This is a genomic window from Paenibacillus jamilae (assembly GCF_050482105.1).
Classification (GTDB): domain Bacteria; phylum Bacillota; class Bacilli; order Paenibacillales; family Paenibacillaceae; genus Paenibacillus; species Paenibacillus jamilae_B.
Genome location: NZ_JBCNHI010000033.1, coordinates 1 through 14,810, shown reverse-complemented (window position 1 = coordinate 14,810; position 14,810 = coordinate 1). Strand labels below are relative to the sequence as shown.

Here is a 14,810-nt window from a genome sequence, read left to right as displayed (position 1 = left end):
CATATTGCGCAATTCGTGTGTTTGATGTGCAAGGCATGAGGTCTGACTCTTGTACAGGTTATTCCGGAATCATTAAACCTAGTAAAAGGAGTGGAGAAGTAATTGATTAAACCTAGACGTTTCAAGAAACCATTATCTATTGGACTCTCTTTGCTTATGGCCTTTTCATTTGTTCAACCCGCTTTAGCGAATAACACCCCGGATGGCTCCAAGCTGGAGCTAAAATCAGCCTCGCACAAGGTCACGACCGCGAAGGTATCCCCGAAGCTGACCAAACAGTTTGAAGAGAGCAACTATGTTACCTATTTGGTCAAATTAAAGGAACAGGTAGATACCGACAAGGTTTCCAAAAATGCTCTCCAAAAGGCTTCACTTGAGAAAATAACCCCTTCCGCTGCCAAAATGGCTGTGCGCAGCCATGTAATCAGCTCTCTGCGTGAAACGGCTTCCAGAACCCAATATGGACTTGAAAGCTATTTGGATAAGGAATCGGAGAGCGGCGGAGTAAAGGAATATAAAAGCTATTTTATAGTCAATGCTTTAGCTGTCACGAGCACCAAGGAGGTGCTGGATCATATTTCGAAGCTGCCTGAGGTCGATAAAATTTTGCCGAATGAAACACGTTACTTGCAAAAGGTAACGATTGATAAGCAGCCAGAAGACACAGGCACCAAAGCGACTGGAACAGCTACGGCAGCAACAGCGGAAACGTCAAAGTCTGACACAGCACAAAAAGCTGTAGAACCGAAAAAGGACGATGGCAAAACATCGGCATTGCCCGGCAATACGGGCAAGACTGCGGTGGACCCGTCTACAGTGGAATGGAACATATCCCATATTAACGCACCTCAAGTGTGGGAAAAAGGAATTGACGGAACCGGAATCGTGGTCGCCAACCTCGATACAGGCGTTGACTATACGCATCCGGCCCTGCATCGCAAATGGCGTGGTCTGGACGCAGCAGGCAATATCGTGAATCCAGAGCTGAGCTGGTATGATCCGCATAGCCATGCGGCGCTACCAGTCGATCAGGAAGACGATTCCCACGGAACGCATACGATGGGCACGATGGTTGGCTCCGAGGAAAATGGAACGAACCGAGTGGGCGTTGCTCCTGGTGCGAAGTGGATTGCGGTTCGGATTTTTAATCCGGAAACGACGGATGCCATTATACTGGACGGTGGTCAATGGCTGCTTGCGCCAAAAGATGCCCAAGGTAATCTTCATCCCGAGCTTGCTCCAGATGTAGTGAACAACTCGTGGGGAGGCGGACCGGGTCTTGATGAATGGTTTCGGCCTGTAGTTCAGGCATGGCGGGATGCTCAAATCTTCCCCGAATTCTCCGCAGGGAATACCTCTCTCTCCAATCCGGGTGGACCTGGATCAGTAGCCAATCCGGCTAACTATCCGGAATCCTTTGCCACGGGGGCAACCGATATCAATGATAAACTGGGAAGCTTTTCGTTGCTGGGACCCTCACCTTATGGTGAGATCAAGCCCGAAGTTTCCGCACCGGGAGTAAATATCCGATCATCCGTGGCTGGTGGCGGCTATAAAGGTGGATATAACGGTACTTCCATGGCGGGGCCTCATGTTGCGGGTCTTGCTGCTCTATTGCTGCAAGCGAATCATTCTCTTACCGTGGATCAGCTGGAGGAAATTCTGGAAAACACAGCTACCCCTCGGACAGATAGCACATACCCTACTTCGCCAAACAATGGGTATGGACATGGCGTCATTAATGCACTTGATGCAGTCGGATCTGTCATGCAGGGTCTGGGCTCTGTATCTGGTAAAGTCGTAACGGGTGGCGACGATCTGGAAGCGCCTGTTCTTGAGCATACACCGCCTGCAGCTGCATTCGAGGGTATTGATATACCTTTAACTGCTCATGTAACAGATAATGTAGGCGTAACAGCCGTTGAGGCATTTGCCAAAACAGCAGGTTCGTCAAACTATGTGTATATTCCGTTGGAGCGGACTTCTGGAGACAGCAAAGACGGTACATATCAGGCGTCCATTCCGACCTTTTTGGTGGATAGCAAAGGTTTGGAATACTATATTCGTGTAAATGATTTCGGCAATAATGGCTTTGAAACGGAAGTATATAAGGTGAATGTCTCCAAAGGTGTTAAACCGGGCTACACACAAGACTTTGAGAAAGACATCGCCGGTGTCAATATCGGGGGTCAGGGCAGTGTTTGGAAATGGGGAACACCGACAAGCGGCCCTAAAGGCGCACATTCGGGTACAAAGGTCATTGCGACCAATCTCGAAGGCCAATACCAGACCAACTCCAACAGTTATTTTGTGGCCCCTCCAATTGATCTGACTGAGAGTTCCAAAGGGGCACTGGTCAGCTTCAAACATTGGTATGATCTCGAAAATAATTCTGATTTCGGCAAAGTGTATGTAGCGACCACTAACAATCAGAATGCGTTTGAGCAGGTATTATCGTTTACTGGAACCAGCAACGGCTGGAAAACACAATATCTTGATTTGCGAGCATTCGCGGGGCAAAAGGTATATCTCCTGTTCAACTTTACTAGTGACAATACGATCGTGAAAGATGGCTGGTATATTGACGATCTGTCCATTCAGGAACCAGACAGCGTTGCACCTGCTGCCCCTGGCCATTTGACTGCAGAAGCAGATACTGTGGGCAATGTCACACTCGCCTGGGGCGCTTCCTCTGATGAAGATGTGAAGCAGTACAAGGTGTATCGTTCTACCCAGTCCGGCAAAAATTATACTTCCATCGGTACAACCACTGGGCTGACCTACACGGATACGATCACCGTGGGTGGTGCGACCTATCATTATGCGGTGGCGGCCGAGGATTATAGTGGTAACGAAGGTGTCAAGTCGAACGAGGCTTCATTGAGAGTGGACGTGCCGGATACGCTGTATAGCGATCATTTTGACGGCAGCTCAGACAATGGCTGGACTCATTCCGGTACCAAGGATGAATGGGAACGCGGCATTCCTAAGGAGGTAGGACCGGAGAGCGCAGTGTCCAAACCAAATGTATGGGCCACCGATCTCGATAGTAACTATGAGAATGGTGCCGACTTTTCACTGGTTTCTCCAAAAATTAATTTGAATGGTATACGCAACGCCACGCTGACCTTCAACCACTGGTTTGAAATTGAAGGCGGCTATGATTACGGATATGTAGAAGTATCCAAAAACAATGGCGACACATGGAGTGAGTTGGGTAAATTCTCGCATAGTACAAGTGGTAAAAAATGGGCTCCTGTTTATTACAATCTGGATAGCTATACCGGCAATGAGATTCAAGTTCGCTTCCGCTTGAAGTCGGATAATAGTGTGAACAAGAATGGCTGGTATATTGACGATTTCCGTGTGCTGGGTGTTCCAGCTTCGACCGTGACCAAGGATATCGTACCTGAGTCCAATATCAAGCTGGAAAAAGCGGAGGAACAATTCCCGCTGTACAAAATTACAAGCACTGAAAAGAGTGAATTCCAGGAAAAAGTGAAGCCGGCAGAAACATCGGTGGATCGTGGACGTGTCGGTCTCGACAGTCTTCCAGCTAGTGCTACGGTTACGGTACTGGAAACCGGACGTTCGGTGAAAACAGACCCAACCACAGGCAAATACAGCTTCACTCATGTAGCGGGTGACTATACGCTGAAGGCCGAAGCCTACGGTTACGTGCCTCAGACCAAAGCAGTTACGATTGAGAATAACAAAGTCATCAGAGCGAACTTTAGTCTTCAAGCTGTCCCACACGGTACGATTCATGGGGTTATCACCGACAAGCAATCTGGTGAACCGATTCAAAAAGCGAAAGTATTGGTGCTGGAAGATGCACGTATTGCTCCAGTAGAGACGAATGAGGCTGGAGAATTTACGCTGGACGTGCTGGAAGGAACATATACATTGTCCATCGCAGCCGAAAATTATTATAGTGACAGTATTTCTGTCACGGCTCCTCCAAACGGTAATGTTGAAGCGAACATCACGTTGAAGCCTTTCATCGGTTTTCAAGGAGGCATCGCCTACGATGACGGCACAGGAGAAAATGCCAGAGCCTTTAACGCAGCAGGCAATTCATGGGCGGTGAGAATGACGCCTGAATCGGAAGTGGCACAAGTGACAGGAGCATCACTGCTGTTCTGGAACCCTGCCTTCCCGAATCCGGGAGGTACGGCATTCCAATATTCTGTCTATGACGCTTCTGGTGCAGCAGGAGCACCTGGACGACTATTGGCTGGTCCATTCGACGGAACCGCCGTACGGGATGAGACACAATGGACGACGGTGCAGCTTCCAGAGCCAGTGACGGTTCAAGGTGATTTTTACATCGTATATACACAGTCTGCTGTAGGCACACAGTCGCCAGGTCTTGCTACAGATGAAAACAGCCCTAATGCGCTTCGCAGCTGGCAAGGTGTCAGCGGCACATGGAGCCAATCGCCTGAAGAGGAAGGGAACTACATGATCCGGGCGATCGTCAGATATCCGGTGAATGCTCCAACGATTACAACTCCTACAAAGGCAACATATACGCAGGAAGATACGATTACCGTCACAGGAACTTCTCCGGCAGAAGGAGCTGATATCCAGCTCTTTAACGGCAAGGAACTGGCTGGCACAACAAAAGTGAAGGATCGTCAATTCAGTTTGGCGGTCGATCTTCAGCCAGGTGCTAATCCGTTAAGTGTTCAAGCGGCAGTATACGGCAAAGTAACAGATCGATCCGAGCCTGTGATTGTGACGCTTGATCAGACTAAACCGGGTCTGATCCTGACTTCACCTGATGAAGGAGCCCGTACGAACGCAGGTGTGGTTAGTGTAACCGGTACGGTGTATGATGAGTTTCTCAGCGAATTGACGATTAACGGGGAGCCCGCTGAATTCGGAAGCGACGGCAGCTTTAACAAACGGTTGCTTATTAATGAAGGTGAAAATCAAATTACGGTGACGGCCAAGGATCTTGCCGAAAATGAAACGACTGTTACACGCTCCGTGTATGTCGATACAGCGCTGCCGAAGCTTGAAAATATTAACCCTGCTGAGGATGTACGCATCACTCCAGGGCAGCCGGTACGAGTATCTTTTGACAGTGCATCTGGCTTGGAGGCATTCTTCCATGTGGAGCTGCCCTTTAACCTGTCGACTCTGGCCCGCAACGAAATTCCATTAAATGAAACCTCGTCAGGCCACTATGAAGGTACTTATTTCACTTCATCTTCTCTGAACCTGGAAGGCGGAGTCATCGTGATCCGGGTAAGGGATGCAGCGGGGAATGAAATGGAGACGGAGGCGCCAGGAAGATTGTATGTAACCCAAGGTGGAGGAGAGGATCCTGGTCCGAATCCACCTACATCGAATGAAAAGCCGGTAGCTATTATTCAGGCGAATGACTCAGCCAAGAAAAACAAAAATGTACAATTTAATGCCAAAGCTTCCCGTGATGTGGATGGTGAGATCGTCAGCTACAGTTGGAATTTTGGTGATGGTGATACGGCAGTTGGCTCGAAGGTGAAGCATAAATTCACCACAGCCGGAACGTATACCGTAGAGCTAATGGTGACGGATAATGACAGCGCAAGCGGTAAGGCAGTGCATACCATCACGATCCGTTAACAGCAAGTAAGGGGGTAGAAGATTTTTTAGAATACAATGCAGGCCCACAGCAAGCCACTGTTAAGAGAGGCTGCTGTGGGCCTTTTTAAATTTGTCCAACAGTTCAGGAAGCGATACAATGAATAGTACTCTATAAAGTGAATCGTTTCACAACAATAATTTTTAGCAGGAGAGGATCATGTTGATTCATTTGCAAAAAGAAAGCGGACGTATCCGTCTTGTGCTGGATGCTTATTTTATGGGAAAAGATATCGTTGTGCTTATTTCAGGCGGCGATCAGCCTCACTTGGGGACCATCACAGCAGGAGCGAGACTCGAACCGATTCAAACCGTGCAATTGCAAAACCACAAGGAATTTTATATTACCGAAGAAATTGCAGTCCGCTTGCGAAAGGAGTTTGCAGGCAACTTTGCCATTTGCAGCGGGGCACATTTGGATCATGCAACCAAGGACGAAATCCAAGTGCTGACAGACATGGCTATACAATTGGGAAAAGAGCTCATTCAGGAACTTAAGCAAGTACGCTTATAGCGACCTTTTTAAGTGAACTCCTGAAAGAGTAGATTGCGATAGGGATATTTACTAAAGGGATACTTAAAAAGCAATGCAAATCCATGATCCTCAATGTCTACAGATTTTAGCGCAGAGGATGGAATTAAACTACGGATCATTACCTGAACGGCACGCTGATCCTGCCTATTGATCGCTTTGGCTAAGGCAGAAGCAAAGCATTCATTGCGTGCCAATTCGCGATACAGCGGAAAAACGGCTTTGGCAATGGCGCGATGAACCTTCGGCTCAAATGTAAACTGCACCGTCCCCGGTGGAATCGTCGTACCGTTCGTATAATAGAGCATCGGTGGCTCAGTTAAAAAGGAAATAAAGTAGCCGATGCCATTCGTGCCTAAGCCTTGTTTGGCGGCAAATGGCGCTACTGAGCAAAGGAGGGATTTCATCCGATCCAAGTTGCCTTGAACGACAGCTCGCGACCATTGGGCGGCAAAAGCACGGCGAGTTGCAATAGCTTTATAAAACGGCAGCATGGCGGCAGATATTTTCCGAAGTGTCTTTGCACGTAAACGTTGGTGAGGCGAGCCCTTTCTGCGGGATGTTCCACGATATAACATAGCTCCGACCTCCTTGGCAGGATGCTCTCATGGAGCGCAATTTATCTGTAATAGGTACAATACTGTATGCCCGGCTATCTACAAAAGTGCTAAGAGAATATACTTTTCTTCTCCATGTTCTAATTTAAAAAAACCGAAATAAGTACTGTCCTGATTTGTAAGATTGTGGTACCCTAGAACTTATATATTGTTATTATAATTATTGGAGTTGAATTAAACAGATGAGTGACTTGTACAAGGAGCCTCGATCTTCCGATCCTTTTCAGGAGCCGAACGATTATAACGCCCCATTTAACCAGCCCCCAGTAGTTCCACCTACAAACAGTAAAGCTGTTGCCTCGATGGTGCTTGGGATTCTGTCTGTTGTCATTCCCTATCTTGGGTTGATTATTGGAATTGTGGGCATTATTTTGTCTAGTCTTTCCCTGAAGGAAATTAATCGTCATGGCGAGCAAGGCAGAGGTATGGCTATTGCTGGACTGGTATGTAGTATTATCGGCACACTGATTTATGCACTGATCATTATTTTCTTGGTTATTGTTGTTATTGTGGCGGCCTCCAGTGGTGACTCGGATATTTTTTCCGACATTTAATGGATTAAAGAGTGCTGGAGTCAGACAAACCATTCACGATTTGCCTATTGGATGCTATGATAAAAGGAGTCCAATCAAGGAGAGTGAAACCGTATGGCACGTACTCAAACACAAAAGGCGCTGAGCAAGGCAAAACGCGCCGGGATCTATTGCGCGGCACAGAGTCGTAAAACGAATGATCATTATGGCGAGATTTCACAGCACACGCGAATAAAGCCGACCAAGCAGGAACAATTACAAAAGGTCAAGCACAAGAAGCGACTCGTTCAGGGTGACGCTTCTTTTTTTTTGTCTTTATTTAAGCCAAAAAGAACTTGATAATAATTATCATTCTTGTTAGAATTATAAGAAAGAAGGAACCCTGGCAGGGGCCCCTTCATGATACAACTATGTTTGTGCTTGAAAACTAAGGTTTATTTTGCTTCAAAGGTTTTGCAGTCTGTTTCTTCGGACGTGTGAGTGTTCGCAGGCTTGTTGCTTACGATATAAATGGAGCTCGCGCTGCATTTATTATCCTGAGCCCAGTACGTGCATGAGTTGACTTCGCACAGAACGTCTTTTGCCATATTGTTCACCTCCTTACAGGGATGTGATGGCTGAGCAAATACAATCATGGTCAGTCAAGGTGGAACTTGTCCAACCGTGTTTACCCTCTTGGTAAGAAGAGGGATTTTGCTATGCCTACTTGTACAATATCAAATGAATTTTAAAATTGCAATGTTTGCATCATGTTGCAGTCCAAAACAGACACAAGAGTTCCCTTTTAATTAAAAACAAAAAGCTGTCCCTATGCAGAGCGAAATGTTCTTCTGCCAGAGACAGCTTTTTTATTTTTTCGTATAGAATGGCGGCACTAAAAGACTTAGCGCACGTTAGGAATATTTACGATGGGATCAACATCAGCATCGTAGTCCACACCCTCAAATTCAAAGCCGAACAGTTGGAAAAATTCGCGACGATATCCTTCGAGATCGGATAATTCATAGATGTTTTGGGTCGTCAGTTCCTCCCATATTTTCGCAACCTCTGTCTGCACATCCTCGCGCAGTTCCCAATCATCAATACGAATACGACCTTCTTCATCTACAGCAGTTTCTGGTGCGTACAGACGCTCGGCAAACAGGCGGTAGCTCTGTTCTATGCACCCTTCATGCAGCCCTTTGTCCTTCATCACCTTATATAAAGCGGAAATATATAGAGGAACGACAGGGATGGCGGAGCTGGATTGGGTCACGAGTCCTTTGGTGACTGCGACGAAAGCACGTCCCCCCGTGATTTTCAACTGGTCGTTCAGTTGACGAGCTGTCGCTTCAAGATGATCTTTTGCATATCCGATACTGCCTTCTCTGTAAATGGCTTGGGTAATATCGGAACCGATATACGAAAAAGAGAAGGTAGTCGCGTGATCAGCGAGTACACCGCCTGCACGCAAGGCGTCAATCCACAATTTCCAGTCTTCACCGCCCATAACCTCCACAGTTCCCTGTACTTCTTCTTCTGTTGCCGGTTCGAGCGTCACGCTGCTGACTTCACCGGTGTGGAAGTTAACGGTCTTATTCGTGTAGGGCTCACCAATAGGTTTGAGCACGGAATTAGACGTTTCGCCTGTGCGAGGATGGATACGGCGACCTGAAGCAACACTATAAACCACCAGATCGACTTGTCCCAGTTCTTCGCGAATGGCTTCCACCGTTTTGGCTTTGACCTCATCCGAGAAAGCATCTCCTGTCACGCTTAAAGATGTAAGCCCAGCTTCCTGAGCAGCTTTTTCAAATGCAGCAGAATTGTACCAGCCGGCTGATGCTGTGCGTGTAGCCGTAGCATTGCTAGGACGATATACACCAATGGTATTGGCACGCGCACCAAAAGCGGCCGTAATTCGAGAAGCCAACCCATATCCGGCAGATGCCCCGATCACAAGCACATTACGAGGTCCCTGGATAGCAGGACGGGCTTGTACATAGTCAATTTGCTCCTGAACATGTTGGGCACAGCCCACTGGATGAGCAGTGGTGCAGATAAAGCCACGTGTTCTTGGTTTGATAATCATGTTATTGTAGTTCCTCTCTTCTTGTAGCAATCTTCACCCTTACTATTTTAACTTTTAACAATTTTTTTTCAAACGTGGATTTCAGTAAGTATCCTTTTTACCCAAAAGTGTATCCCTGTACAGGGTGGCAAGTGCCTAAGAGCCTGCATATGATGCTGTAACGATAAACATGAGAAGGGAGAGAGCTGCTTGAAGAACAAGAGCCGCAAAACCAACAGAAACAAAAAGCCGCTCTATCGTGTGATTGACCCGGATTTGAATGAGTTAAGTATGATACAACGCTCAAAGCCACTGCCTGCGGAGAGGGACACAGAAGCAAGACTTCATCAAGTTGCTTCTCCGCCTCCCCCAACTACAGTGGAGTCGGAGCTACAGACAGTTGTCGAGCCTGAAGTCGAGGCTCTGCATGAAAAAGAGAATGAGGTTGCAGATGTAGAGGAGACTTCAGCTTTGATGGAAGAACCTCCACTGCCAGAGCTAGAACCAGAGCTGGAACCAGAACCGGAGCCAGAACCGGAACCAGAACCAGAGCCAGAGCCAGAGCCTGATCCAATTGATGTGGAAGAAATTTTGAACAATAAGAAGGCTCCACATGTAAACAATGCTTTCATCTATACAGATGATCTGAGTGATCTCGCTGTGACAGGTGAAAAGATTGCTCCCGCTTCCATAGATTCCAGCAAGCTGAAGCAAGAGAGTATCCACACAGAATCTCTAGCAGATTATGCGGTTCATACCATTAAAATAGCTGACGGTGCTGTGACTGCTTCAAAGATTGCTCCCGACTCCATTACGGTTGAACATTTGTCGGACGCATCTGTGGCAGGCAGTAAATTGCAGGATCGCTCTATTAGTGGTGAAAAACTTCGGGATGGCAGCATCACGCCCGAAAAGCTGGCGGATAAAATTATTAGCGGCGATCATATTGCGAATGGCTCGATCGAGAGCCGTCACTTCAAGCAATGGATCGTGTCTTCAGATATGCTTCAAGATCAGTCGGTTACCTCCGATAAAATTCGCAGCGGAACGATTCAATCAAACAATTTGGCGAATGAAGCTGTCGATAGCTCCAAGCTGGGCGATCAGTCTGTGACCACCTCCAAACTGCGGGATGGTGCTGTGGATGGAACTAAAATCCAGGCAGGCAGCATTGAGAGCGCACATCTGACCGAGCATGCCGTTCATGCCCGGCATCTAGCTCCTGGTTCGATTAATCGCCAGCAGCTGACCAACGGAATTGTAGGCAGAGAACAATTGGAGGAAGGTGTTGTCAGCGGGCGTCATCTGGAAACTGAGGCAGTCACCGGTGTGCATATTCAGGCAGGATCGATTGAAAGAAAGCATCTCAGTCCTGGCTCTGTTGGGGAAGAACAGCTCGGAACGGGCCAAGTGACAGCCCGGCATATTGCGGATCGGAGTATTCAGTCCAATAAACTGGCAGATCAGTCTGTAGGCTCATTGCAAATTGTCGATCAATCCGTAACTTCATCCAAAATTTCGGATCAGAGCATTCTCCCACACAAAATTGCCGATGAGGCAGTACTTACCAGACATATTGCAACAGCAGCCATACAAGGAGCTCAGATTTCTCCGGAGGCCGTCTCTTCCGTGCATCTTCAATCCGAAATTATTCGGAAAGATCATATTGCATCTGAGGCGGTTACGGAGCAACATTTGCATGCCGGGGCTGTGACAAGCGAGAAAATAAGGAAGGGTGCAGTGCTGGATCATCATGTGGCGAATCAGGCTGTCAAGGAAAATCACATTGCTCCAAGCGCTATTAAGTCTGACAAAATCGCTGATGAAGCGGTGATAGAAACTAAAATTGGTACAGGGGCGGTCACCGGCAATAAAATTGCGTCTCAAGCCATTACCCACGCACACATTGCATCTGGAGTAATCCGTGAAAACCATCTTGCCGACAACAGTGTGGGTGGCAAGGCGTTACGGGCTCAATCGGTTGATTCCACCCATTTGGCCCAGAGCTCTATACAGAGCAAGCATCTTGGGGAAGACAGTGTCGGAACCACGGCCTTGCAAGAACAGTCCGTTACCGCAGACATATTAGGTGAAGGAGCTGTTCAAACCGCGCATTTGGCCAACGGAGCGGTGTATTCCCATCATTTGCAGGATCATGCCGTTACTTCGTTGAAATTATCGCCGGAAAGTGTGGCTACGGATAAAATTAATGATTTGGCGATTACTGCGCCTAAGTTAGCTGAGGGCAGTGTCACTTCCTCCAAGCTGTCTGCTCGTTCTGTGCAGCCATGGCATATTACGGATAAAGCGGTGCTAAGCAACCATTTGGCTGTTGAAGCAGTGGAGGCGAATCATCTTGCTCCTGAATCCGTGACCTCCAACCATTTGCAGTCGGCTTCGGTCCAAACCAAACATCTGGCCCCGGATAGTGTGTCCGGCCATGCGCTTCAGTCGGAAAGCGTCACTTCCGAGAAGCTGGCGGCTCGGGCTGTGCAGGCCTCCAACCTGGCGGAAAACAGTGTGGGTCCCAAACATTTGGCGGCACAGGCTGTACAAACCAAACATTTGGCAGCAGGAGCAGTAGAGGAAACGATATTAGCCCAGAATGCTGTGAAGTCTGAGCATCTTTCAGCAGAATCCATTCAATCAGAGCACTTGCAAAGCGGGGTCATTCAAGGAGAGCATATTGCATTGCAGGCCATATCGACTGATGCTTTGCAGGCTGCGTCCGTTACGTCCGATAAATTGGCGGATGAGGGTGTGACTTCCACCAAGCTGTCAGCCCATGCAGTGCAGTCCGGGCATATTATGGACGAAGCTGTACAAAGCAGCCACTTGGCTGTGGCAGTTGTGGACTCGACCCATCTAGCATCTGGAGCGGTCACCTCGGTGCACCTACAAGCTTCCTCCGTACTGACGAGGCATTTGGCCCCGGATAGTGTGTCCGGTCGTGCGCTACAAGCGGAAAGTGTTACCTCGGAAAAGCTGGCGGCGCGCTCAGTACAAGGAATGAACCTTGCAGAAGGCAGTATCGGCCCTTCACATCTATCTGTGCAGTCCGTACACACGCGGCATTTGGCAGCCGGAGCGGTACAGGATAGAGAACTGGCAGAAGGGGCAGTGAAGTCCGCGCACATTGCCCCGGAATCGATCCAGCCGCAGCATCTGCAAGCAGAAATCATTCAGGAAGAGCATATTGCAGCCCAGGCCATATCGACTAATGCTTTACAGGATGAGTCTGTAACCTCTGACAAACTGGCAGATGAGGGTGTGACTGCCGCCAAGCTGTCAGCTCACTCCGTACATTCGTGGCACATTACAGACGAAGCGGTGCGAGGAAATCATGTGGCAGATGAAGCCATCCAATCGAGCCATCTGGCGCCAGAATCCGTCACCTCAGCTCACTTACAGGGTTCAGCAGTGCTCACGAGCCACCTGGCGCCGGAAAGTGTGTCCAGCCGAGCATTACAAGCGGAAAGCGTCACCTCTGAAAAGCTGGCAGCCCAATCGGTGCAAGGAACGAATCTTGCGGAAGACAGCGTCGGCCCGTCACATCTGTCTGCGCAGTCCGTACACGCCCGGCATTTGGCAAACGGTGTAGTACAGGATACAGCGCTGGCAAAAGGGGCAGTGAAGTCGGTACACATTACCCCGGGATCGATCCAGCCGCATCACCTGCACACTGGAACCATTCATGGAGAGCATATCGCAGCCCAGACTATATCAACCGAAGCTTTGCAGGATGCATCCGTTACGTCGGATAAATTGGCGGATGAGGGTGTGACTGCCGCCAAGCTGTCGGTCAACTCGGTACAGCCATGGCACATTATAGACGAAGCTGTGCAAGGAAACCATGTGGCAGCAGAGGCTATCCAGTCTAGCCATCTGGCCTCTGAATCCGTGACCTCTCGCCACTTGCAGTCTTCGTCAGTGCTCACGAACCATCTGGCCCCGGATAGTGTGTCTGGTCGTGCGCTGCAAGCGGAAAGTGTCACCTCAGAAAAGCTGGCGGCGCGCTCAGTACAAGGGATGAATCTTGCAGAAGGCAGCATCGGCCCGTCACATCTGACAGCACAATCCGTACACAGCCGGCATCTGGCAGCCGGAGCGATACAGGATAGAGCACTGGCAGAGGGAGCAGTAAAATCTGTAAATATTGCTCCAGAATCGATCCAGTCGCATCACCTGCAAACTGGAACTATACAGGGCGAACATCTGGCATCCCAGTCGATATCGACGGATATTCTACAGGATGCATCCGTTACGTCGGATAAATTGGCGGATGAGGGTGTGACTGCCGCCAAGCTGTCGGCACACTCAGTGCAGTCGTGGCATATTACAGATGAAGCTGTGCAAGCCAATCATTTGGCAGATGAGGCCGTTCAGTCAAACCATCTGGCGTCAGAATCCGTCACCTCAGCCCATTTGCAGTCCTCAGTGATATATGCCAGCCATTTGGCGCCAGATAGTGTATCCGGTCGTGCGCTACAAGCGGAAAGTGTCACCTCAGAAAAGCTGGCGGCCCGCTCGGTGCAAGGGACGAATCTTGCGGAAGATAGCGTCGGTCCTTCGCATTTGTCCGCACATTCGGTACACACCCGGCATTTGGCGAATGGCGCAGTACAGGATACAGCGCTAGCAGATGGGGCAGTGAAATCCGTACACATTGCCGCAGAATCGATCCAATCGCACCATCTGTACACTGGAACCATTCAGAGTGAGCATCTGGCATCCCAGTCGATATCGACGGATGCATTACAGGCTGCGTCCGTTACAACCGATAAATTGGCAGATGAGGTCGTGACCGCTGCCAAAATATCTCCACATTCCGTACAGCCATGGCACATTACGGATGAAGCTGTGCAAGCCAATCATTTGGCAGAAGAGACCATCCAGTCGAGCCATCTGGCCCCAGAATCTATCACCTCAGCCCACTTGCAGTCTTCGGCGGTACTTGCGAGCCATCTGGCCCCAGATAGTGTGTCTAGTCGTGCGTTACAAGCGGAAAGCATCACCTCGGAGAAGCTGGCAGCTCACTCGGTGCAAGGGACGAATCTTGCAGAAGGCAGCGTTGGTCCTACGCATTTGTCCGCACATTCGGTACACACCCGGCATTTGGCGAATGGCGCAGTACAGGATACAGCGCTAGCAGAGGGGGCAGTGAAATCCGTACACATTGCCGCAGAATCGATCCAATCGCACCATCTGTACACTGGAACCATTCAGAGTGAGCATCTGGCATCCCAGTCGATATCGACGGATGCATTACAGGATGCGTCCGTTACAACCGATAAATTGGCAGATGAGGTCGTGACCGCTGCCAAAATATCTCCACATTCCGTACAGCCATGGCACATTACGGATGAAGCTGTGCAAGCCAATCATTTGGCAGAAGAGACCATCCAGTCGAGTCATCTGGCCCCGGAATCTATCACCTCAGCCCA

The 14,810-nt window shown here is 49.0% G+C and carries 8 protein-coding genes; 5 read left to right on the top strand and 3 right to left on the bottom strand.

Annotated features, from left to right (window positions below; translation table 11 throughout):
• Positions 1–102 precede the first annotated feature (102 nt).
• Both ABEW32_RS24605 and lpdD read left to right on the top strand, forming a co-directional pair.
• Complete coding sequence (locus tag ABEW32_RS24605) at positions 103–5,616, top strand: S8 family serine peptidase (RefSeq protein WP_430192692.1); 5,514 nt, start codon at positions 103–105, stop codon at positions 5,614–5,616.
• Between the two features lie 181 nt (positions 5,617–5,797).
• Entirely contained in the window at positions 5,798–6,148 is a 351-nt protein-coding gene (gene lpdD, locus ABEW32_RS24600) for a prenylated flavin chaperone LpdD (RefSeq protein ID WP_430192894.1), read from the top strand.
• Positions 6,149–6,156: 8 nt separating this feature from the next.
• Here lpdD and ABEW32_RS24595 read toward each other — a convergent pair whose 3' ends face one another.
• On the bottom strand, positions 6,157–6,744 hold the full coding sequence (locus ABEW32_RS24595; RefSeq protein ID WP_430192690.1) for a hypothetical protein: 588 nt from the start codon (positions 6,742–6,744) through the stop codon (positions 6,157–6,159).
• A gap of 221 nt (positions 6,745–6,965) precedes the next feature.
• Here ABEW32_RS24595 and ABEW32_RS24590 point away from each other — a divergent pair, with 221 nt between their 5' ends.
• A complete protein-coding gene (locus ABEW32_RS24590; protein WP_430192688.1) occupies positions 6,966–7,337 on the top strand; it encodes a DUF4190 domain-containing protein in 372 nt (123 codons plus the stop codon).
• A gap of 93 nt (positions 7,338–7,430) precedes the next feature.
• Positions 7,431–7,655 (top strand): hypothetical protein, encoded by a 225-nt coding sequence (locus ABEW32_RS24585; protein WP_430192686.1) that lies wholly within the window; start codon positions 7,431–7,433, stop codon positions 7,653–7,655.
• A gap of 95 nt (positions 7,656–7,750) precedes the next feature.
• Here the strand turns inward: ABEW32_RS24585 and ABEW32_RS24580 are convergent, their stop codons facing one another.
• Complete coding sequence (locus ABEW32_RS24580) at positions 7,751–7,903, bottom strand: DUF1540 domain-containing protein (RefSeq protein WP_017426780.1); 153 nt, start codon at positions 7,901–7,903, stop codon at positions 7,751–7,753.
• 296 nt (positions 7,904–8,199) lie between these two features.
• Positions 8,200–9,387 (bottom strand): enoyl-ACP reductase FabV, encoded by a 1,188-nt coding sequence (gene fabV, locus ABEW32_RS24575; RefSeq protein ID WP_430192684.1) that lies wholly within the window; start codon positions 9,385–9,387, stop codon positions 8,200–8,202.
• Between the two features lie 189 nt (positions 9,388–9,576).
• On the opposite strand from fabV, the gene ABEW32_RS24570 reads away from it, so the two are divergent.
• On the top strand, positions 9,577–14,810 hold a 5,234-nt coding region (locus ABEW32_RS24570), incomplete at its 3' end, for a WIAG-tail domain (RefSeq protein ID WP_430192682.1).

Excerpts from the sequence above, each read along its gene's own strand:
- fabV (WP_430192684.1), bottom strand. The coding sequence starts at position 9,387 with ATGATTATCAAACCAAGAACACGTGGCTTTATCTGCACCACTGCTCAT.
- ABEW32_RS24595 (WP_430192690.1), bottom strand. The coding sequence starts at position 6,744 with ATGTTATATCGTGGAACATCCCGCAGAAAGGGCTCGCCTCACCAACGT.
- ABEW32_RS24580 (WP_017426780.1), bottom strand. The coding sequence starts at position 7,903 with ATGGCAAAAGACGTTCTGTGCGAAGTCAACTCATGCACGTACTGGGCT.
- ABEW32_RS24585 (WP_430192686.1), top strand. The coding sequence starts at position 7,431 with ATGGCACGTACTCAAACACAAAAGGCGCTGAGCAAGGCAAAACGCGCC.
- ABEW32_RS24590 (WP_430192688.1), top strand. The coding sequence starts at position 6,966 with ATGAGTGACTTGTACAAGGAGCCTCGATCTTCCGATCCTTTTCAGGAG.